This is a genomic window from Siminovitchia jepli (assembly GCF_047228825.1).
In the GTDB taxonomy this organism is placed as follows: domain Bacteria; phylum Bacillota; class Bacilli; order Bacillales; family Bacillaceae_C; genus Siminovitchia.
The window spans coordinates 1-21,946 of the sequence record NZ_JBFEGN010000034.1 but is presented as its reverse complement, the minus strand read 5'-3'; the positions used below and the strand labels follow the sequence as shown (position 1 = coordinate 21,946).

At 45.6% G+C, this 21,946-nt stretch carries 17 protein-coding genes and 1 riboswitch; of the genes, 3 read left to right on the top strand and 14 right to left on the bottom strand.

All coding sequences use genetic code 11. From position 1 onward, the window contains the following. Positions 1-40: 40 nt before the first annotated feature. The 5 genes from AB1L08_RS12345 to AB1L08_RS12325 all read right to left on the bottom strand — a co-directional run bounded on the left by AB1L08_RS12345 (position 41) and on the right by AB1L08_RS12325 (position 7,064). Complete coding sequence (locus AB1L08_RS12345; protein ID WP_413064962.1) at positions 41-763, bottom strand: hypothetical protein; 723 nt, start codon at positions 761-763, stop codon at positions 41-43. A 17-nt stretch (positions 764-780) separates the two neighbouring features. Next, positions 781-1,836, bottom strand: coding sequence for a cation:proton antiporter (locus AB1L08_RS12340; protein WP_413064961.1), 1,056 nt, complete (start codon positions 1,834-1,836; stop codon positions 781-783). Between the two features lie 230 nt (positions 1,837-2,066). Further along, complete coding sequence (locus tag AB1L08_RS12335) at positions 2,067-3,260, bottom strand: PDZ domain-containing protein (protein WP_413064960.1); 1,194 nt, start codon at positions 3,258-3,260, stop codon at positions 2,067-2,069. 203 nt (positions 3,261-3,463) lie between these two features. Then, entirely contained in the window at positions 3,464-5,194 is a 1,731-nt protein-coding gene (locus tag AB1L08_RS12330) for a sulfate adenylyltransferase (protein ID WP_413064959.1), read from the bottom strand. A gap of 427 nt (positions 5,195-5,621) precedes the next feature. Next, positions 5,622-7,064: a S41 family peptidase gene (locus AB1L08_RS12325; protein WP_413064958.1), complete on the bottom strand. Its 1,443-nt coding sequence runs from the start codon at positions 7,062-7,064 to the stop codon at positions 5,622-5,624. A 165-nt stretch (positions 7,065-7,229) separates the two neighbouring features. Between AB1L08_RS12325 and AB1L08_RS12320 the strand changes: the two genes are divergently transcribed. The 3 genes from AB1L08_RS12320 to AB1L08_RS12310 all read left to right on the top strand — a co-directional run bounded on the left by AB1L08_RS12320 (position 7,230) and on the right by AB1L08_RS12310 (position 9,912). Continuing rightward, on the top strand, positions 7,230-8,057 hold the full coding sequence (locus AB1L08_RS12320) for a MotA/TolQ/ExbB proton channel family protein (protein ID WP_413064957.1): 828 nt from the start codon (positions 7,230-7,232) through the stop codon (positions 8,055-8,057). After that, positions 8,038-8,760, top strand: a complete 723-nt coding sequence (locus tag AB1L08_RS12315) for an OmpA family protein (RefSeq protein ID WP_413064956.1) — start codon at positions 8,038-8,040, stop codon at positions 8,758-8,760. Before AB1L08_RS12320 ends, AB1L08_RS12315 begins: the two co-directional genes overlap by 20 nt. 381 nt (positions 8,761-9,141) lie before the next feature. Beyond that, a complete protein-coding gene (locus tag AB1L08_RS12310) occupies positions 9,142-9,912 on the top strand; it encodes a DUF3891 family protein (RefSeq protein ID WP_413064955.1) in 771 nt (256 codons plus the stop codon). Positions 9,913-10,021: 109 nt separating this feature from the next. Here the strand turns inward: AB1L08_RS12310 and AB1L08_RS12305 are convergent, their stop codons facing one another. The 9 genes from AB1L08_RS12305 to secA form a co-directional block, all read right to left on the bottom strand. After that, on the bottom strand, positions 10,022-11,326 hold the full coding sequence (locus tag AB1L08_RS12305; protein WP_413064954.1) for a homocysteine synthase: 1,305 nt from the start codon (positions 11,324-11,326) through the stop codon (positions 10,022-10,024). A 145-nt stretch (positions 11,327-11,471) separates the two neighbouring features. Next, a riboswitch (SAM riboswitch) is annotated at positions 11,472-11,583 on the bottom strand. Between the two features lie 92 nt (positions 11,584-11,675). Continuing rightward, the gene (locus AB1L08_RS12300) at positions 11,676-12,269 is read right to left on the bottom strand and encodes a peroxiredoxin family protein (protein WP_413064953.1); all 594 of its coding nucleotides are present in this window, start codon (positions 12,267-12,269) and stop codon (positions 11,676-11,678) included. A gap of 258 nt (positions 12,270-12,527) precedes the next feature. Then, positions 12,528-13,970 (bottom strand): cardiolipin synthase, encoded by a 1,443-nt coding sequence (gene cls / locus AB1L08_RS12295; RefSeq protein ID WP_413064982.1) that lies wholly within the window; start codon positions 13,968-13,970, stop codon positions 12,528-12,530. 251 nt (positions 13,971-14,221) lie between these two features. After that, positions 14,222-15,595: a PcsB-like coiled-coil domain-containing protein gene (locus tag AB1L08_RS12290; protein WP_413064952.1), complete on the bottom strand. Its 1,374-nt coding sequence runs from the start codon at positions 15,593-15,595 to the stop codon at positions 14,222-14,224. 90 nt (positions 15,596-15,685) lie between these two features. Beyond that, entirely contained in the window at positions 15,686-16,570 is an 885-nt protein-coding gene (ftsX, locus tag AB1L08_RS12285) for a permease-like cell division protein FtsX (RefSeq protein WP_413064951.1), read from the bottom strand. Beyond that, on the bottom strand, positions 16,560-17,246 hold the full coding sequence (gene ftsE / locus AB1L08_RS12280; RefSeq protein WP_413064950.1) for a cell division ATP-binding protein FtsE: 687 nt from the start codon (positions 17,244-17,246) through the stop codon (positions 16,560-16,562). Before ftsE ends, ftsX begins: the two co-directional genes overlap by 11 nt. A 361-nt stretch (positions 17,247-17,607) precedes the next feature. After that, on the bottom strand, positions 17,608-17,931 hold the full coding sequence (gene cccB, locus AB1L08_RS12275) for a cytochrome c551 (RefSeq protein ID WP_413064981.1): 324 nt from the start codon (positions 17,929-17,931) through the stop codon (positions 17,608-17,610). A gap of 93 nt (positions 17,932-18,024) precedes the next feature. Further along, positions 18,025-19,123, bottom strand: a protein-coding gene (gene prfB, locus AB1L08_RS12270) for a peptide chain release factor 2 (RefSeq protein ID WP_413064949.1) whose coding sequence is annotated in 2 segments (ribosomal slippage) — positions 18,025-19,050 and positions 19,052-19,123 — 1,098 coding nt in all. Because the reading frame shifts where the segments join, the coding sequence is not laid out codon by codon here. 32 nt (positions 19,124-19,155) lie between these two features. Then, positions 19,156-21,669, bottom strand: coding sequence for a preprotein translocase subunit SecA (secA, locus tag AB1L08_RS12265; RefSeq protein ID WP_413064948.1), 2,514 nt, complete (start codon positions 21,667-21,669; stop codon positions 19,156-19,158). Positions 21,670-21,946: the final 277 nt, after the last annotated feature.

The following is a 21,946-nucleotide window of genomic DNA, read 5'->3' as shown; positions in this document are numbered from 1 at the left end:
TGTTTACACAAATGACAGCTCCCTTCCAATGGATAGCATCCTATTCTGCACGTTCATGCAGGGTGATGTTTTCAAGATAATTGATGAATCTTCTTAACTCCTTTGCCTGCGCCCTGTTTATCTCTTTTGCTTCAAACATGCTGTGGATTTTTGAACGCTGGATATCCATGACCTTGATACGCAGCTCTTCCTTCAGCTCTTCGCTTTTTTCGTCGTATCGCAAGGCGGGCCGTTTTAAATCCGCAATCATTTTTTTATAGTCCAGGATGACAGCATGTACAAGTTCGGGTCTTTCGTGTTTTTTGGCCAAATCTTCCAAAAAGTGCAAGGCTGCCTGCAACGCCTGTAAGTGAATATTTTTTCCCAGGCGCAATCTGGTGAGCCTTGCTTCCCCTTCATGGTCGTAAGGGCTGCTGAACCGCTTCAAGCTCCTTATAACTTTGCCGATAAGGAATAGGGTTCCGGATCTTGCATTTTTCGAAAGAGCGTCCTCCCTGTGATTCAGCAAGTTTTCAAAGGTTTCAAAGAACTCATCATCCATACCCTGTCTCACCCGCGCGTCATGAATATATCTCCTCTCTTCCTTTAAGGCCATCAGGCGTATGTCGGTCATCATTTGCTGGGTATGTTCTGCATCTATGATGTCGTGCTCCGGCTGAAACCTTTTAAACAATTTTTTGTAATCATCGATCAGCTTATAAGCCACCGCTTCATTTTCTTCATTCATTTCCAGCCTTATTTTTTTGATGGCGGCCAGCAGCAATTCGCTCTTCGCTTTACTTAGAACCTTTTCGTCCAGTTGCGCTCCAGAACGCCGGCCATCGTTACCGCACCGCGGACACCTGTTAAACTGGTAAACACGGCCGTTTTTAAATCCGGTTTTTCAGCAGCTTTTTTCTTTTTCAAACGGTATTCGTAAAAGGAAACGAGATAGGACCAGACAAAACGAATGCCCAAAATCACGATGCCGATAGCGATCACATATCCAATTGCATTCCAGTTTCCTATATTCGGATTCGCAACCGTCTTCATCATGGAAGAAGGAATATTTAGCCCCAACAGTAAAAAAACGATGCCGTTCAGGATAAACAACACAATGGACCAGCTGTTTTCCGTCAACACCTGCTCTTCTGCCATCATCGTTTCCGTACGTTCTCTCACCAACGAATGAAGGACGCCTGCCACTACTACGGCAATGACTCCCGATGCATGCAGCAGATGTTCAGTAACCATAAAAATGATGAACGGGGTCAAAATTTGCAGAAGGGAATGGAAGGTCACGTCATTAATGCCCTGTTTACGCAGCGCAAACCGTATCCAAGTGATAAACAGGCCCATCATCAGGCCCAAAAGGGCTCCCGCCAAAAACATATAAGTGAAGTCCAAAATGGCTGTTTTTAGAGAAAAATAGCCTGTAACGACTGCGGCCACGGCGTAATTAAAAGCAACCAGCCCGGAGGCATCATTGATAAGAGATTCTCCCCTGACAAGGTTCAAAACCTTTTCAGGTATTCGAATGCGTTTTGCAATCCCGTTTACTGCTACAGGATCGGTCGGGGATAAAATCGCCGCCAAGGCGAATGCCGGGATAAGGGGAATGTCCGGTACGAGCCAATGAATAAAAAACCCGCCGCAGATTGTCGTAATAAGGACCAGGATAACGGCATTTCCAAAGATGGAGGTTCTCATTTTCCACAGCTCTTCACGAGGAAAATGTCTTCCGTCATTGTATAAAATAGGGGCAACAAAGAGCAGTAAAAACCACTCCGTTTCGATTTCCAGCGCTATATCCCTAAACAAAAGTGCAAGGATGATGCCGCATGCGATTTGGATCAATGCTGTGGGAATGAACGGGATATAATGGCTAATGGTGTTTTTTACGAATTACTCGTCAATTTTTACAAGTTACTCACGACTTTTTACGAATTACTATCAACTTTTCCCCGTTATTCACGACTTTTACGAAATACTCGCAACTTTTCCGTATTACTATCATTTTCCAAATACTCACCATATGAAAAAAAAAGCACTCGTTGCCGAGGGGACACCGAATGCTTTTGTAATGACTAAACCGCCTTGGTTCCCTGCGGTTTTGTTCTTTTCTCCACAAATAAGATGCCAAGTTCGTGATGATCGCCTTCATAAAGAGAGCATTGGACAAAACGGATTTCCCGGTTTGTATCCAGCACCTCAAGCTTGCAGTATGCCCTGTTTTTCAGGAGTGCATTATAAAGCTCTTTCTTGTTGGACACTTTTATGTTGTTGCACATTTTGATCATTTCCCCTGTTTTCAGTTCCATCCGCTCTGCCGGGGAACCAGGAATGACATCCAAGATGATGATGCCATCGTTGAGCGGAGTATAATAATACAATGTATTATTTTCCCTGACACGGTGCCTGTATGAAATCCAAAGCCGCCCCAAAATGCTGACTCCGGCAACAACAGGAGGAGCAAACACGGGATAAAAGAATACAAGAGAAGAAGCAGCCAAAACGACGATACCAAGAATCGTTACCTGTTTTCCCAATCGGGCTGCAGCCGCTTTTGGAAGGCAGCTTTGAATTTGCTGCTGAAAACCAAGTAAAAATGGTACAAGAATAAGAGAATATGATTCCCCGCCCCAATGAATGACAGGCCACCAGTCAAACGCAGATGTAAATGGCCCGGCAGGAAAAACAAGAAACACCGGCAAAAGCCAGAAGCGTTTCATTTGGTGGGCACCGACAGTCAACCCCCTCCGGCTTGTACGCAATTTGGGAGACACATCTTTCAAGCCGTCCTTCAAAATAAGAATGCCTTCCGACAGCATCAGCATGGCAAGCAGGACGGAAATGCCGGCCAAAAATGGCATGCTTTCCCGGATTTGATCGCTGTATGGCAATGGAAGCCCCAATGAAACCGTTATATAAATGAAAATAATCGGCAGTCCAACCGTAAAAGCAGGCGACAATAAACGTGCATTTCCAATGACTCCTAAAAGAACGGAGAAAGCCGCGGCCACAATAAGAAATTCAAGCGGAATCGCCACACCAAGAGACAATGCGAAGATAGAGAGCACGACTCCTGCAAGTATGCCGGCAGGCCACAACAGCTTTAACTCGTGAAGCAGCCCGTGGACCCTGACATGAAAGTCATTTCGCTCCCGTTTCACACGCCAAAAACCGGCTGCAAGAGCCAAAATGATCGAAAAATAGAAAACGGGATGAATAAAAAACTTCCCGATTGCCTTGGCAATCTCCAATAACCATATTTGTGCCACTTTGCGCTACCTCCCTGGAATCAATGAAGTTATCTTTTATTTTATCAAAGATTGTCCATGGGTGGGAAAATAAAAATAAGAGAAGTATGTATAATGAGAAAATAATTATAAGCAGCCAATATAGAAAGCAAAAAAAGACGACCCTCATCCAATGTTGAATGATGGGTCGCCTTTTCGAAAATCCCCTATAACGAAATCGGCTCTTATTCCTCCGGCTCGTCACTGCCCCTGTACCGTTTATACGGAAGCGGATTCCAAACGCGGTAATCTAATTCACCTGCGTGGATGGCGGCCGGAATTTCCTCAAGAATTTTTTCCGCTACATCCAATTCTTTCCGCGATTCTTCTTTATCCTGGTACAGGAACTCATCCGAAGCGACATCCGGCGCTTGCTGTACTTTCTCCCTCAAGTCGTCAACGACCATTTGCTGTTGCGTACGCATCGCATCACGGGCATCCGTAATCCACTCCCGCTGGATATCGCGGTTGACATCGCCGGCATAGTTATACTCTTCGTAAATCTCGCGGTAAATGCGGTCAGCATTCAGCCGGACATCCATGACTGCCGCTTCCAGATCACGGATCGTCAATTCTTCCGGTGTTAATTTCTCGCGACGGGCCGAGCCGCCAAGACGGTTGGCTTCCAAGTAAAAAGGAAAGATGCTTTTAATCGTTTTCCCAACAGGCGAAATGGAGTTTCGTGTTTCATCGACGCCCTTGGGCTGAACCCCCTGCATGGCGATCCGGCTTGATTCGGGACGCACAATTTCTTTCGGAGGCATGATGCCGTGGCGCAACATTTCCCTGATGCCCGTACCGGAAATTTTCAGGCGGAAGCGCTCGTTGTGGGAGCATGTCTTCTCCGTTGCAAGGTTCCCGCAGCGCGTGCAATAAAAAACTTCATGATACAGCCGGACATCGATGCCGAGCTCGGAAGGTTCGAATTCATCAAAAATCGTATGACTTGCATATTTGTCATAATAATCGCCCACCCCGGCATGGTCCCGGCCGATAAGTGCATGGGTGCATCCGAAGTTTTTCATAATCAGTGCATGGAGGACCGTTTCGCGGGGGCCTGCGAATATATAAGTAACCCTTAATGGGGCGAGTGAAACTCTTTCTTTCGGATAATACGTATCTAAAACACTTCTATAGGCCAGCATGCGGAACTCGTTTCGCGTATATTCACGCTTGGCCATTTCGACGAGCGGCTGGACAAGCAAGCCGTCAATCGTTTCCAAAGCGTTCTTATGAATATACTCATGGCCGCGGTGCAGCGGGTTGGCTCCCGTAATGAATCCGGCCACGGACCGCAATTTTTTCTCTTCATAAAAAATCCGCCACGTATCTTTCGGTTCCAGGCGAAGTTTTTCAAATGGCCCCCAATTGACGCGGCGAAGCAGCGTAATCGGGCCGGCCAGCGATACATCTCCCATCCGGCGGTAAATCGAGTCAACCCCCGGGTGGTTGCGGTCGGTTGTTCCAAAGAGGTGGAAAGCGCGTTCATCTTTATTATAGTCAAAAATATCCTCTATTTTCAGAATGGCCACCGGCTCTTTCGTTTCATCGGCCAGAGCCACTTCATCACCGACGGAAAGCGTTTGAACGATTTCCTTGTTGCGATTGCCGATTGGTGCAAAGCTGAGCGGGACCGGCCATACTGTACCATTGGCAAGCCGTCCTTTTTCAAGCACGGACTTGTAATCGGCTTCATTCATAAAACCCTCATTTGGGGAAAGCACTCCCGTTGCAATCATTTCCAAGGTAATGACTGCTTCCAAATCAACCATAATTGTCGGGAGCTGCCTGGCTCTCGCCATCGCCTCTTCCTGTTCCTTGCCGGTCAACACTCTGTTGACCAATTTTCCCCCGTGGGGCTGTTGCGGATAACGAGCAAACTCATTCTGTTCCTTCACGACCGTTTCCTGATCCATATCTTTCCTTCCTCCTTGTTCATCTATGACTTGCTTGGCCCCATTTGTAATGTCTTCCCGGAAACAAGACGAAGCAAAGCGCACTCAACGATTGAATGGGCCATTTACTTCTATAGCGGAACCATTGTTTCACAAGATTGTGCCCATAGAGCCGAAGCGTCTCCTTTTGGCCTGCCTGGACCAAGGATATATGGTATGTTCCCCGCCCTGTATTGAACGGTTCCGAAAATTTGCCCTGGAAGACTTTTTCCCTCACCACCGGTACATGTAACCGCTTTTATCCTTATAAAAAAGTAATGCCCTTATGGGCCGTCTCCTTGAGGGAAACTGAAAAATGGTTTTATATTAAATTCTGAATTTATTATATGATTTCTCGCCATAAAAAACAATATGAAAGGCCCAAATGACATATTTTTTGCCCGAATGGTCATTTTAGGGTTTTTAATGACACTTGAAGCTGCAAATCGTTGCGTTCGTCTTCTATTCGTTTAATGACCGCCGCTTCGAGATGTGCTGCTGTTTTCTGATCAATTTTCCCTGTCGCGGGAATTTTTTCAACAGTTTGGAAAGCCTTGACTGCCCGCTCCGTTTGACCGTCAAAATATCCGTCGGTTCTCCCGGTACCGTAACTGAGACCCGATAATAATTGTTGGGCGATTTTGACTTCCTCGCTGTTCATATCACGGACCAACTCTTTTTCAATGTTTAGGGAGTGGGCGTAAAAATATTCAGGCTGTTTCACTTTAATTGTCGGCTCAATCCCTTTCCCATGAATCCAATTTCCGTCAGGGGTCAGCCACTTAAACATGGTCAGCTTGACATTGCTCCCATCTTCAAGCGGAATCGCCTGCTGAACGGTTCCCTTTCCGAAGGACCGTACGCCCACAAGATGATAGCCTTCGGCTTCTTTCAACGCACTGGCCAATATTTCGGAAGCAGAGGCGCTCCCCTCATCGATCAGTACGGCAATCGGATAAGGTTTTCTTTTTTTCAGGCCCGAATAATACGGATTTTTGTTCCCGTTTCGCTCTTCAATTTGCACATACGGCTTTTTATCCGTGACAAGCTGCTGTAAAATATTATCCACACTGGAAAGCATTCCGCCTGGATTTCCACGAACGTCGATGACCAATCCTTCAATCTTTTCTTCTTCCAATCTTAAAAGTTCTTTTCTGAAATCGCTGGCGGTCCCCTCTGAAAATGATGTGATCTCCAAGTATCCTATCTTCTTTCCGTCACTTTCCTTTATATCCGGGAACACTGTCAAAATGGGCACTTCTTCCCTTGTAATCTCGACCTTGAATGGTTTGCTTGCGCCGGGACGCATAATTTCGAGTGTCACAACCGTTCCCTTTTCCCCGCGAATCTTCTTCGTTGCCTCATATAAATCCAGTCCTTCAATCGATTCGCCATTAATGGCAATAATTTGGTCCCGCGGCTTTAATCCGGCTTTTTCAGCCGGTGTGTTTTTTATGGGTGCAACAATTACGAGCTTTCCATTTTCAATGGTGACTTGGGCCCCAATCCCTTCGAATGATGAATCCAGATTATCGCTGAATTGCTCTGCCGTATCCTTGTCCATGTAGACGGAATAAGGATCTTTCAACGTTCCGATCATCCCCTGGATGGCCCCTTGGATCAGCTTCTCACTCTCAACTTTTTCCACGTACGCCTCTTGAATAAGCTGATATACCTGCTCAACCTTAGCAAGGTGATTCGAATTCATTGATGTGTCATGCCGCGCTTCGCCCTTTGTTCCCGGCGATCCTTCCTGTTCACGGGAATCTACCCATTGGATCCCCGTATAAACTCCGCCGGCCCCAAGAAAAAAAGAGCAGGCGGCGATGATTGCCAGCCATCTTTTCTTCATTTTCTTCCCCCTTGCCCATTTCCAAAGTACAACACTATCTTTTCTACACATCCTATGCACGGATTGGACAAGTTATGATGATTATGGCGGCTAAATATAACCCTTCCCTATCCGATAATAGTCATAGGGGCCATATTTGTTATTTCAGAAGGCTGGTGAATCTTTGTGCTAAGAAAAGATATTTTAACCCCGCTGGGGATATTCCTGGGAATTGCTGTTATTTTTTTGGCCATTTATATGGCAGGAGGATATGACGCTTTTTTGGCTTTTATTAGCTTATCCTCATTTGTCATTGTCTTCGGCGGACTGTTTGCCTCCCTGTTTGTCGGTTTTGGTGCTTCAGAAGTGAAAAACATGTTCAAAGTATTACATACAACTTTCAGAAGAAAAGAAGTACCTATTCAAGAATTCATCCATACACTCGTTCATTTAGCGAGAACTTCAAAAATGGACGGGATCATCGGGGGACTTGAAAAAGAAAGATCAAGAACGCCTGATCCGTTTATTCAAAAAGGGCTCCGTCTCGTCATTGATGGGTACGAAGAGAGTATGATCAGAAAAATTATGGAAATGGATATTTTTTCCATGCGCAAAAGGCATGAACGCGGGAGGCAAATCATTACGAAAGCCGGTGAGCTTTCTCCGGCTTGGGGAATGATCGGGACAATCGTCGGCCTGGTTTTAATGCTCCAGCAACTGAGCGAACCGGATAAGTTGGGGCCGGCCATTGCCGTTGCATTGATTACGACCTTTTACGGGGTACTCATGGCCAACCTTGTTTTCATGCCGATTGCCAACAAACTGGAACTGTTAACGGAAGAAGAGGCCTTTCTGAAAGAGATGATCATTGAGGCATTGGTGAGCATCCGCAATGAGGAAGGGCCGGCCATTTTGAGGGACAAGCTGCAAATGTTTATGATTGAAAGCTCCGAAAAACCCGCACTGTTTGATGAGCCCGGAGGAGACGAGGGATATGAACAAAAACGGATTTAAGGGAACAAATAACCATCAGCCATGGCTGGTTACCTTTGCAGATTTGTCATTGGTGATCCTCACCCTTTTTGTTCTATTGTATTCCTACTCGGATACAAATGCTGAAAAATTTAAATCGGTTACAAACTCGTTCCAAAACCACAACCATTTAAAACGCGAATCTCCCGGCGATTCTCCGGGAGAGGGCGGGATCACCGTTCCGAACGAATATGAAGAACAATTGACCGAGATGATCAAACGCGAAAAGCGCATTGAAGAAATTTTAAATTATGTGGGCGAGTATGCTTCGGACCATGGCTTGGAAAAAGAGATGACGGTTACTCCGACCGAAAAAGGAATTGAAGTCGTTTTGCCCGAGGTGATGCTTTTTCCATCGGGAAAAGCAGATTTAATCAAAGAAGCAAAGTTGTTTTTGGATGATCTGGCACCCATGTTATCGGAAATCTCCAATATGATTGAAGTCGAAGGGCATACAGACAATCGTCCGATTTCCACCGACAGATTTCCATCCAACTGGGATTTATCAACGGCAAGGGCCAATCAGGTTGTCCGTTACCTAATTGAAGAGCATAGACTTCCTCCTCAGCGTTTCCGGACTGTCGGTTATGGGGAATATCATCCCATCGCCTCTAACAAAACGGAAAAAGGAAGAAGCCAAAATCGCCGCGTTGTACTCATTATCACCAATGAAGAAAACGAATGAAAGCGCAAGCGCCTTGCCCGGCACGGCAAACAAAACACGCAGAAGGCCCCCGCCTCCTGCGTGTTTTGACTTATGACATCGAGCAGGCTAGGCGCTGGCCGCCTTGGATCGCCACGTCCTGTGGCGCCGCAGCGGCATGTATGCTTTTAAATACGAGCGGCCAGAAACGAGCGAACGACAGATTTGCCGCTTATCATTTTTAATTTTTAAAAAAGCGGAAGACCGGTCCATACGCCTCTTTAATGGCCACCACTTGCATATTTTCCCTTGTTGTGATGCTTGCAATCGAACGCATCTCGGATTTAAAGCAGTGTGATAGTCATGTTTACGGGAGCGAAAAAATGTTATGATATAAAAAATCAGATGAAGAGGAGGCTCCCCATGATTGTCAGGGAACGAATGAACGAATTTGTCATGATCGAACAAGATCATCATGCGGGCATATCAGGCGAAATCTTTTCTTGCTGGAAGGATGGCTTTTTTAAAGGGGAAAAGTGGAGAGAATCGGTCTTGCATGCCGTTACCAAGCACGATTGCGGCTGGAGGATGGTCGACCGGCAGCCTTTTTGGAATGATCAAAAGCAGGCTCCGTACACGTTTATGGACTTTCCCTCTCCTGCCAAGACACTCATATACAATAGCGGGATAGATGAAGTGGAACGCCGCGATCGGTATGCAGCGCTTTTGTGCAGTGAACATTATGTACGTTTTAAACAAGAAGAGGAATCCCCCGAAGCGAAGCAATTTGTCCAATTTGAAAAAGCCAGGCAGCAGCGACTGATTAAGTCCATTTCCGATTTTGGACGGTCTTTGTTTGCTTTCCACTACGGACTTCTCCAACTTTGTGATAACTTGTCGTTGTATTTATGCCTTAACGAACCCGGGGCCAAAAAAGAAGAAGAATCTCCATTTTTCCAAAACGGGATTCCCCTGTCGGGTGCACTTGATGTTTTTTCCAAAAAGAAGATGCATGCGCGCTGGATTGACCGCCATACAATCGGATTGGATGAATTTCCTTTAAAACAGCCAGTCACCGTCAACCTGAAACAAAAGACCGTTTCCAAAGAATTGATATCCAAACAGGGGCTGATTCCAAGCTATCTGGAAACACCCGAAGAGACGGTTGAAATTCATCTTGTTCCGTACATATGATGCCCTGCTGTTTTACCGCGTTCTTTCTTAGGAAGTTAAAGGTCGTATGCAGACTGGTCTAAATTTGTAAAGGCTGTAACACACGTTACAGCCTTTACAATTTAATTATTTAATTGGACTGCTTCACAGCTTCAACCGCTTTATCGATTGCTTGCCCCAAGTCAGCCGTAATATCCTCCACAGCTTCCAAACCAACGGCAAGGCGAATCAATTCTTCGGTTACGCCTGTATCCTTTAATTCTTCAGTGCTCAATTGCTGGTGGGTCGTTGACGCAGGGTGGATGATGAGAGATTTTGCATCCCCGACGTTTGCCACATGCGACCATAGCTTCACGTTGTCAATCGTATTTCTGCCCGCTTCTCTTCCGCCTTTAATGCCAAAGTTTACAATGGCACCGGGACCTTTTGGCAAATATTTTTGGGCGAGCCTGTAAGAAGGATGGCTTTCAAGCCCCGGGTAGGATACCCATTCCACTGCATCGTGGTTTTGTAAAAATTCTGCAACTGCTTTGGCGTTGTCCACATGTCTTTGGATCCGGACATGCAACGTTTCAAGTCCTTGCAAGAAGAGGAACGCATTGTCCGGACTCAAGCATGGTCCAAGATCACGAAGCAACTGGACGCGAAGCTTAACGGCAAATGCAGCTTCCGGCAAGTCGATTCCGTAGCGGATGCCGTGATAGCTTCTGTCCGGCTCTGTGAAATCCGGGAATTTGTCATTGTTCCAATCGAACTTGCCGGCATCAACGACTACTCCACCAATCGCTGTTCCGTGTCCGCCGATCCATTTTGTGGCAGAATGAACAACGATATCCGCTCCCCACTCGATCGGCTTTAATAAGTATGGGGTGGCAAACGTGCTGTCCACGATCAATGGAATTTGATTGGCGTGGGCCACGTCGGCAACTGCTTCAATATCGAGTACGTGAAGGCTCGGATTTCCAATTACCTCCGCAAAAATGGCTTTTGTTTTCGGCGTGATGGCTTTGCGGAAGTTTTCCGGATCTTTCGGGTCAACAAATTTGACGTTGATGCCATATTTCGGAAGCGTGATGGAAAACAAGTTGTACGTTCCGCCGTATAAATCCGTTGCTGCCAATATTTCGTCTCCCGCCCTGGCAATATTCAAAATGGAAAAAGCAATGGCGGCCATTCCGGAAGAAAGAGCAACGGCAGCCGTACCGCCTTCCAATTCTGCCACTCTTTTTTCAAAAACATCCACAGTCGGGTTCATGATTCTTGTATAAATATTGCCCGGCTCTTCCAAGGCAAATAACTTTTGGGCGTGCTCCGTATCTTTAAATACGTAGGAAGTTGTTCTGTAAACGGGAACCGCGCGAGATCCTGTTTCGTCCGGCTCTTGCCCCCCATGAAGCAATACTGTTTCGGGCTGGTACTTTTTTTCTTGTGTCATTTTGACATCCTCCTTAAAATAATTTAATGCGATCAGAATAATAAGATTTGAGCGGCCATGCGCCTCAAACCTTGCGAGAAAGGGGCGTTTCATCAATCAAAAAGCCCCCTTCCGAATAAGAAGAGGGCTGATTTATCTTTTCCTCCCCTTATCTTCCAAGCCATGCTCATGGCTTGTAGGAATTAGCACCTTTTCAGACGAATCTGAAGGTTGCCGGGCATCGCAGGGCCTAGTCCCTCCGCCGCTCTTGATAAGAGTAATGCTTAGATCATTCAATTGTTTTAACTCTTGCAAGTAAGTATATACTACGAATCTATCGCCTGTCAAACATTTTTTAAAAATAAAAAAATCAATCCATTTCGGAAACCAGGCGCTCCATTATTTCCTCATCCATCGGGCCGATAATTTTCTTTCGGATGACTCCGTTTGTATCGATCATATAGGTCGTTGGAATGGTAATCGGCCGATATGTGTTTCCGGCGTCTCCATTTTCATCCAAAAGGATCGGGAAATTTAATTTGTATTCGTTCCTGAATGTTTCCACTTTGGAGCGTTTATCGGATACACGCTCGGCATATGTCAAGTTGACAGCGATGATTTCTGCGTTTTGGCTGCCTGCCTTCGTTTCATAAAACCGCTGCATGTGAGGCATTTCCGCTTTGCAAGGAGGGCACCAGGTGGCCCAAAAATTCAAAATCACTTTCTTTCCTTTATAATCGGAAAGTCTGATTTTTTTTCCATCCAATGACGGAAGCTCAAAATCCGGAGGTACTTGCCCTTCTTTCAGGCCTTCTTCCGCATAAATCTCCTCTGCTGCTTGAGAGTTGAACTGATCCTGGGCCTCCTTGATCTCGCTGTTATCGCGTGTATCCCGGATGATATTCACGACGACAATCCCAAGCAGCAAGGCAATCAAGGCCATTCCAAAAATTTTCTTGCTCATCGGCTCTTTCTCCTTTCTGTAGCAGGGCTGCGGCAAAAAGGGGCAAGTTGCCGCGTACGTCGCCATGGGGGCGGACAATATTGCGGGTTTGGAAGCATGGAAACAGTGCAAGGCGGCAGCCAAATTGCTTGGCTCCTTGTCCAAAATCAAAACAAGGAGGCCCCCACACCGTTTATGACCCCAATTATGATACGCTGCCCATTTAAAAGATAGAACGCCAAAAAATAAGATCGTCAGCGGATATTTCATTCAGGAATATTAAAGAACAGGTGACAATAAGCGGGAAACCGACTCTTTAAACCGCACAAACAGCGGCCGCGCCAAATATTCTTTGTAAGTGAGCTCCCGTGACAGTCCGGCGTCTTTTTGAAAAATATGAACGAGCTTTGCGACAAGCACTTCATCATATAAAAATGCGTTGACTTCAAAATTGAGACGGAAACTGCGGACATCGATATTCGCCGTTCCGACAGTGGCAATTTTGCCGTCGGCAATTAACGTTTTTGCATGAATAAAGCCGTTTTCATAAATATATACTTTTGCACCCGTTTTTAACAGTTCCCCTACATTGGAATACGTCGCCCAATACACAAATGGGTGATCGGGCTTGCTGGGGATCATCAGCCTCACATCGACACCGGATAAAACAGCAATCTTTAAAGCGTCCAAAACACTTGCATCCGGTATAAAATAAGGAGTCTGTATATAAATGTAATCTTTGGCGGAATTTATCAATTTGATATATCCATACTTGATCTGCTCCCACTCGGAATCCGGGCCGCTTGAAACGATTTGTACATCCGTATTCCCAACAGACTTTATTTCGGGGAACAGCCTGTCTTCATAGCTGATTTTGTTGGAAGACGCCTGATTCCAGTCGAGAATGAACCGTGTTTGCATGGCAAAAACAGCTTTTCCAAAAATCCGCAAATGGGTGTCCCGCCAGTAGCCAAATTTTTGATTTAATCCCAAATATTCGTCTCCGATGTTAAACCCGCCTATATAACCAACCTGACCGTCAATAATCGCCAGTTTCCTATGATTGCGGTAATTTACCTGCAAGTTAAGGTGGGGTATAACCGCAGGGAAAAAGGCGCTCACTTTTCCGCCGGCCTCAATCAGCGGCCGAAAAAATTTCCTTGGAAGCCGCCTTGAGCCCATGGCGTCATAAAGAACGCGGACCTCTACGCCTTCTTTTGCTTTCGAAACAAGCAGGGATAACAGCTTATTCCCCAACTCGTCGTTGCGCATAATGTAATAGACAAGATGGACATGATCCCTGGCAGACCTGATATCCTCCATTAGCGCATCAAACTTTTCGTTTCCGTCCGTAAAAATATCCACATGATTATCTTGTGTCAGCACCGCGCTGTCGTTGACGAGCAGCATGTAAATCAAATCTTTAAACCGGGCGGTTTTATTATCATGAAACGGAAAATCCCCTGATCGAATCAAATGAATTTGATGTTCCGTAATTTCAATAATGCCGATTTTTTTTTGGTCCTTCCAGTCAAATATTTTTTTTCGGCTTAAATTTTGCCCGAAAATCAAATAAAGAACAAAGCCGACAACCGGTATAAAAAGCAAAACCAAAAGCCATGCCCATGTTGCGCCTGCATCTCTTCGCTCAAGAAAAACAACAAAGCCGGCGAGCACAATATTCAATATAAGAAAAATACTAATGATGCCTGTTATGATCATCGCCAACGTCATGGTTTCGCCCCTCGCATCTCTCTCAATTAGACACATCGACAAACTTAATTCATTTTACCACATATTTCCCTTCTTCACATGTCATGTACGGATTCAGCCGCACAGACATTGTTGAGATGGTCAGGTTATCGAGTGAAATTTTGGTGTTTTTCATTATACGCGGGCAGGCGATGCTCCACGCCGTGGGGGGCGTCAAACACCAAAAAAAGAGCCGCATCCCGTAAGATGCAGCTCTTTTACTAGTTAATGTATCTCCTTGGGTCTACAGCATTTGATTTTGACGCGTTCCAATCGCCTTCGTGAATTTCAAAATGCAAATGCTGCCCGTAAGACTGTCCGGTATTACCCATGTAGCCAATATGCTGTCCTTTTGAAACAGAGGTTCCTTCAGATACGTTACGTGCGCTTAAATGGGCATAAACGGTTGTATACGTTCTGCCGCCCAGATTGTGGCGAATAAAAATGACATTTCCATAACTTGACGAATAGTAGCTTCGAAATACATATCCGTCTGCTGCGGCCACGATGCTGACTTTGCCTTTTGCGGCAATATCCAGTCCGAAGTGATTCCCTCCTCCTCTCGCTCCAAAGCCGGATGAGAAGTAGCCGGCAGCAGGCCGCGTGAACAGGCCTGAAGATACCGGAGGTGCACTCACGCTTGGGCCAGAGTTTGAAACAAGATTTTGTTTGGGAGCAGCCGATTCGCTTCCTGATGATTGGCTCTGCGCCCCGCCTCCGGAAGACTCGCTTTGAGTCCCTCCTCCGGAAGGTTGGCTCTGAGCCGCTTTGGCAGCCGCTGCTGCAGCTTCACGCTCTTTTCTTTCTTGCTCGATCCGTGCATTTTCGGATTTAATAGCTTCCTGAATCGCAGCGCTTTGCGCACTGAGGATTTTTTCTTCTTCTTCCAAGGATAGCTTTTCACTCTCAACATGTTTCTTCTCTGCTTCCAACTGTTTTGCCGCTTCGGCTTTTTGTGCTTTTTGCGATTTCAAGCCGGATTTCAGTTCTTCGAGCTCTTTAAGCATGTTGTTAAGATCGGCAAGCTTCTGTTCCACTTCCGCTTTCTTTTCTTCGAGTTTGTCTTTATCGCGCTGCTGCTCTTCCATGATTTCCCGATCGGCGCTTACGATTGTAGTGACCGCAGAAAAACGGTCGATAAAGTCTCCGAAGCTTTCTGATCCTAAAAACACGTCAATATAATTCACTGAGCCGCCGTTCTTTTGAATGTTGCGGGCTCTTTCTTTTAAAAGCTCGTCCCTTTTTTCAATCTTTGATTTCAATTCTTCAATTTCAGCCTTCAGCTTTTCAATTTCAGCTTTCGTGTCGGCAATTTGTTTTTCTTTTTGTGTGATTTTTTCATTGGTGGCGACAATTTCACGTTCGAGTTTTTCCACCTGCTGTTCAAGCCCGCTTTTTTCATTTTCAAGCTTGTTAATATGGCTGTTCTTTTCCTGGATAGATTGATGTAAATTGGAGCGCTTATTTAAAATCTGATTTTGTTCATTTTGCAAGTCAGATAGTTTCGAAGCGGAAGCTTCTCCCGCGTAGGCAAATGAACCGCCAAACCCCATTACTCCTGCAAGTGTAAAAGTCACAATTGAACGTCGATTCAACAATATGTTCCCCTTTCTCCCGAGTGCAGCTTTTCTAATTAAGCGTTTCAATCTTTTTTAATCCGGGTATTGTTTCTATGAATATACGATTTATATTTTCAAAAAGCGCCGGACTGATATGAAACTTCCCCAACCGCCAATGATGACTCCTATTAATAAAAGGACCGCGCTTATTTCAAATACGAATGGGCTATAGTCAAGCGGTTTGATCACCGCGCTTGGAATGCGGGCTGCCAGGAAGTCATAGGCGTAATAATAACCGGCAGTAACAACAGCAATTGGTATAATCGCCCCAATAACCCCAAGCCACATTCCTTCCAGGAGAAACGGCCATCTGATAAACCAGTTCGTGGCGCCAACGAGTTTCATAATCTCGATCTCCCGGCGTCTGGCAAAAATAGTGATTTTAATCGTGTTGGAAATCAGAAACATGGCCGTAAACAACAGGCCAATAATTAAAACAAGCCCAATGTTTCTGCTTGTCTTCAAAGTGTTAAAAAGCTTTTCTACTTTCTTTTCGCCGTAAAGGGCCGAATTGACAAATTCAAATGTGCTGATTTCTTTGGCGACTTTCGGCGTATCTGCCGGTTCCTTCGTTTTGACGATAAACACGTCATGCAACGGATTTTCCTGTTCGTATAACTCCCAGTCTTTTCCCATTGTTTTGATTAAATGATTCAGTTCGTCCTCTTTTGAAGAAAAGGTGACAGACTCAACTTTATCCAGGCTTTCAATCTTTTGTTTCAAATTTTCCTGGTCTTCTTTTTTCGCGGTTAATTCGATATGTGTCCGAATTTCGACATCATTTTCAATATCGGTCGCAAATTTGTTCATATTCATCATGATGACGAAAAAAACGCCGACCAAGAGCAATGTGACAGTAACGGCACTGGCGGAAGCAAAGGTCATCCAGCCATTGCGGCGCAGACTTTTGAAGCTTTCACCCAAGTGGCGCCGGAACGTTCTAGCTTTCATACCCATATTCCCCCTGCTGTTCATCACGGACTATTCTTCCATTTTCCATGGCAATGACGCGGTGTTTCATCGTATTGACGATTTCACGGTTATGAGTCGCCATAATCACCGTTGTTCCCTGCATATTGATTTCTTCTAACAAACTCATAATCTCCCAAGCTGTTTCCGGGTCCAAATTACCTGTCGGCTCATCAGCGATCACCACTTTAGGCTTGTTTACAATCGATCTTGCAATCGAGACGCGCTGCTGTTCCCCGCCGGAAAGCTCAGATGGGAGCATGCGTATTTTATGTTTCAGCCCTACAAGCGCCAGTACTTCCATGACCCTTGCTTTTATGTCTTTTGGGTGCTGCTCAATGACTTCCAGTCCGAAGGCCACATTTTCAAATACTGTCAACGTGGGCAACAGCTTAAAGTCCTGGAAAACGACCCCGATATTTCGCCGCAAATACGGAACTTCCCTATTCTTCAATTTCGATAAGTTGACTCCGTTTACAACGATTTTGCCGGTTGTCGGCTTTTCCTCCCGGTAAACCATTTTGATCAATGTCGTTTTGCCTGCCCCGCTCGGGCCAACTACGTATACAAACTCGCCTTCATTGATCAGGATGCTCAAGCCGTTGGCAGCCAAAACGCCATTAGGATATTTTTTTGTCACATCCTGCATTTCTATCATACTAATCACCTTGCTCCCCGATCTGCATCAATTGTTTAACTGCGCACTAGCCAGCAGATGAAAGGGCTATCCCGTCTTTCTCTGCAATTTATGTACGAAGCAGGGTCTGAAAAACTCGTCAAATTTTATCGAACTTTGAATCCCAAACCCATTATAACATCCGTAAATTATAAGTTAAGATATATTTACATTACATTTATGTTTCAAATTGTCACATTCTGTAACATTCGGCATACTCCGAATGAACTAATTTTTCCCATGAAATATTTAATAACAACAATTTATCCGGGACTTTTTGCTCATGCCCCGAAAAAGAACAAGCTGCCAAATAAAATGCAGCTTGTCGTGTACAATTTTCATATTACTTTTTCTCGGATAACCAAGTGGCCACTTTGTCTGCATCATCACCGCTTATGATTTTCGGCGGCATGCCTGTTCCTCCATTTTCAATCCTGTCAAGAATTTCATCTTTGCTCAATCGCGATCCCACATCTTCCAATTTTGGCCCGTTGCGTCCCTCCAAATTTTCTCCATGACAACTGGAACAATTTTGCGCATAGATTTGTTCGGCACCGGCAGATGTTGTTTCACCGCCGTCTTCGTTGTTGTTATTTCCGCCTCCGCCGCATGCGGCCAGCCCAATTGCAAGGCCTGTCCCCATGATGAAAGTCATCACTTTTTTCATCAAGATCACACATCTCCTTTACAAAAAATGGTGCTCCTTAAGTATACCAATAACCCATTTTTTTTAAACTTATAAGCTTTTCATCATTAATGTTTACAGACGAGACCTTAAATATCCATTGATAAAAATGTCAATATCTCCATCTGTTACCGCCTGGACATTTCCGACTTCGATATTGGTGCGATGGTCCTTTACCATGGAATAGGGGTGGAATACATATGAGCGGATTTGGCTCCCCCAGCCGATTTCTTTTTGTTCGCCGCGGATATCGGCCATTTCTTTTTCCTTTTGTTCCATTTCCTGCTGATGCAGCTTCGCCTTCAACATTTTCATGGCTTTTTCGCGATTTTTGATTTGTGAACGCTCGTTTTGGCATGTGACGACAATTCCCGTAGGCAGGTGGGTAATCCGGACGGCAGAATCCGTCGTATTGACGTGCTGGCCGCCTGCTCCGCTTGAACGGTACGTATCGATTTTAAGATCCTCGGAGCGGATTTCAATTTCGATATCATCCGTCAATTCAGGCATGACTTCACACGATACGAACGAGGTATGCCTTCTTCCGGACGAGTCGAAAGGAGAAATGCGGACGAGCCGGTGAACGCCTTTTTCCGCCTTTAAATAGCCGTAGGCATTATGCCCTTTAATTAAGAGTGTGACGCTTTTAATCCCGGCTTCATCCCCGGGCAGATAGTCCAGTGTTTCCACTTTGAACCCGTGCTTTTCGGCCCAGCGGGTATACATGCGAAGCAGGATGGAGCCCCAGTCCTGAGACTCCGTTCCTCCTGCCCCGGGATGCAGTTCCAGGATTGCATTGTTTTTATCATAAGGTTCGCTTAAAAGGAGCTGTAATTCATAGTTGTCGAGCTTGGCGATAAACTCTTTCACATCGTTTTCAAGATCAGATTCAAGCTCGGCGTCACCCTCCTCCTTAATAAGCTCGTATGTCAGTTCCAAATCCTCCTGGTTCTCCTCCAGATGCTTAAATTCACCGACGAGTTCTTTCAAGCCGTTCATCTCGCCGATGACGGCTTGCGCTGCTGATTGGTCGTCCCAAAAGCCGGGAGCAGCCATTTTCTTTTCAAGCTCGGCTATTCTTGCTTCTTTTTCCTCGAAGTCAAAGAGACCCCCTGAAATCAGCGAGTCTTTTCGCTGTATTTTCCAACTCGGATCGAATTTCAAATAGTTCCATCGTTTACACCTCTGCTGTTTTGGAATAATTATTTATGCGAGCCTGCCGTGGCAATGTTTGTACTTTTTGCCTGACCCGCATGGGCAGGGGGCGTTCCGCCCTACATTTTCTTTCCGGCGGATCGGCTTTCTTTTCGCCTTTTTCCCATTTTCTTCCCGATTGACCGCCTGGCCTTTCGCCACTTCTTCACGCTGTAAATTGTTGCGTATTTCTGCTTTCATGATATATTTTGCAGCATCTTCCTCAATTGATACAATCATGTTTTCAAACATATGGAAGCCCTCGTTTTGGTATTCACGGAGCGGATCGATTTGCCCATATGCACGCAAATGGATTCCCTGGCGGAGCTGGTCCATCGCATCAATATGGTCGATCCATTTTGTGTCCACCGAGCGAAGGAGAATGACTTTTTCAAACTCCCGCATCTGTTCCGGCGTAAGCGCCTCTTCTTTTTCATCATAGCGCACCTTGATTTTTTCAAGAATCAGGTCAACCATTTCCTCGGGTTCTTTTCCCCTTAATTCGGCCGCTGTTATGTCGCCTTCAGGTAAAAGATTCGCACTGACATAGTCCACAATTCCTTCCAGGTTCCATTGTTCCTCATCTTCGTGCTGCGGGGCATTCGCATCAATCGTACGCTGTACAACCGATTGGATCATCTTTTCCACAATTTCACGAAGATTTTCCCTTTCCATTACTTCGTTCCGCTGTTTATAAATGATTTCCCGCTGCTGGCGAAGGACATCGTCGTATTGCAATAATTGCTTCCGGGCATCAAAGTTATTTCCTTCCACCCGTTTTTGCGCCGACTCTACCGCCTTTGTAACCATTTTGCTTTGGATCGGTTCAGAATCATCCATTCCAAGCCTTTCCATCATGTTTTTCAAATTATCGGAGCCGAAGCGGCGCATCAATTCATCTTCCATGGAAAGATAAAATTGCGTCACACCCGGATCTCCCTGGCGTCCTGAACGCCCGCGGAGCTGGTTATCGATCCTTCTCGATTCGTGGCGTTCTGTGCCGATGACAGCAAGCCCGCCCACTTCAAGCACGCCTTCCCCGAGCTTAATATCGGTACCCCGTCCGGCCATGTTCGTCGCAATCGTAACGGCGCCTTTTTGACCTGCCTGGGCAATGATTTCCGCTTCGCGTTCATGGTTTTTCGCATTGAGCACGTTATGGGGAATTCCTTGTTTCTTTAATAGCGAGCTGATCAGTTCGGACGTTTCAATCGCGACCGTACCGACAAGCACAGGCTGGCCTTTTTGATGGCGTTCCGCGATGTCTTCGACGACCGCACGAAATTTTCCTTCCATTGATGCATAAATGAGGTCAGGGCGGTCATCCCGTATAATCGGTTTATTTGTCGGGATGGCCACAACACGCATATTGTAAATATTGCGGAACTCTTCTTCTTCCGTTTTTGCCGTACCAGTCATACCCGCAAGCTTTTCATACATTCTAAAATAGTTTTGGAATGTGATCGTGGCCATTGTCATCGATTCATTTTGAATATCGACGCCTTCTTTTGCTTCAATTGCCTGGTGAAGCCCGTCGCTGAAACGGCGCCCTTTCATGAGCCGTCCTGTAAACTGGTCGACGATGACAATTTCCCCGTCCTGTACGACGTAGTCAATATCCCTGTGCATGCTTACATGGGCTTTCAACGCCTGATTAATATGGTGGTTCAGCGTGACATGGGATATATCGAATAAATTATCGATATGAAAAGCGCGTTCCGCCTTGTTGATGCCTTCTTCCGTTAACTGGACGCCTTTCGTTTTCTCATCATACGTGTAATCGACATCTTTTTTGAGCGTATTGACAAACGCATTTGCCTGCAAATACAATTGCGTTGATTTTTGCGCCTGCCCGGAAATGATGAGCGGTGTTCTCGCTTCATCGATCAAAATCGAGTCAACTTCATCAATGACGGCAAAGTGGAGCGCCCTTTGGACACGGTCTTCCGGATACAAAACCATGTTGTCGCGCAAATAATCAAAGCCAAACTCGTTGTTTGTACCGTACGTAATGTCTGCTGCATACGCTTCTTTTTTCTCCGCCTTTGACATGCTGTTCAAGTTGAGTCCGACCGTCAATCCGAGAAATTGGTACAACTGTCCCATTTCTTCGGCATCCCGGCTGGCCAAATATTCGTTCACCGTCACGACATGAACGCCTTTTCCGGTCAAGGCATTCAAGTAAACGGGCATGGTTGCAGTCAGCGTCTTACCTTCCCCTGTCTTCATCTCGGCGATATTGCCTTCATGAAGGGAAACGCCACCCATTAATTGAACAGGATAAGGATAAAGTCCGAGGACACGGCGGGCGCCTTCACGAACAACCGCGAATGCTTCCACGAGCAAGTCATCGAGTGATTCACCGTTTTGGTAACGGGATTTGAATTCCTCCGTTTTTTCCCGAAGTTCATCGTCTGATTTTCTCTCCATCTCCGAACCGAGCTTTTTAATATCGGAAGCTATTTTTTCAAGCCGCCGCAATTCACGTGTGTTTGGGTCAAAAAGGTTTGCTAAAAAAGCTGCCATATATAACTCTCCCTTGTTTAAAAATACGGCAATAATATTTATATACACTAAAACGGATGGTCTTTTTATTCACTTCATTCACTTATCATACCATTAACGGCCATTCGCTGACAATAAGGCCGCCTTTTTTGCGGCCTGTGCACAAACTCTAATTATCAAAGATGCGAATTGGTAAAAAGTCAAGTGTCAACAGGGCAAACCAGCTTTGAGGAGTAAATTTATGTTTTTTAGTCCTTAAAACAGAAAATGCACTTATCCACAGATGTAAAAATTTACC

Bases quoted from the DNA above. Each gene is read 5' to 3' on its own strand.
- AB1L08_RS12310 (WP_413064955.1), top strand. From the start codon at position 9,142: ATGATTGTCAGGGAACGAATGAACGAATTTGTCATGATCGAACAAGAT.
- cls (WP_413064982.1), bottom strand. From the start codon at position 13,970: ATGATCATAACAGGCATCATTAGTATTTTTCTTATATTGAATATTGTG.
- AB1L08_RS12315 (WP_413064956.1), top strand. From the start codon at position 8,038: ATGAACAAAAACGGATTTAAGGGAACAAATAACCATCAGCCATGGCTG.
- cccB (WP_413064981.1), bottom strand. From the start codon at position 17,931: ATGAAAAAAGTGATGACTTTCATCATGGGGACAGGCCTTGCAATTGGG.
- AB1L08_RS12305 (WP_413064954.1), bottom strand. From the start codon at position 11,326: ATGACACAAGAAAAAAAGTACCAGCCCGAAACAGTATTGCTTCATGGG.
- ftsX (WP_413064951.1), bottom strand. From the start codon at position 16,570: ATGAAAGCTAGAACGTTCCGGCGCCACTTGGGTGAAAGCTTCAAAAGT.
- AB1L08_RS12330 (WP_413064959.1), bottom strand. From the start codon at position 5,194: ATGGATCAGGAAACGGTCGTGAAGGAACAGAATGAGTTTGCTCGTTAT.
- AB1L08_RS12325 (WP_413064958.1), bottom strand. From the start codon at position 7,064: ATGAAGAAAAGATGGCTGGCAATCATCGCCGCCTGCTCTTTTTTTCTT.
- ftsE (WP_413064950.1), bottom strand. From the start codon at position 17,246: ATGATAGAAATGCAGGATGTGACAAAAAAATATCCTAATGGCGTTTTG.
- AB1L08_RS12300 (WP_413064953.1), bottom strand. From the start codon at position 12,269: ATGAGCAAGAAAATTTTTGGAATGGCCTTGATTGCCTTGCTGCTTGGG.
- secA (WP_413064948.1), bottom strand. From the start codon at position 21,669: ATGGCAGCTTTTTTAGCAAACCTTTTTGACCCAAACACACGTGAATTG.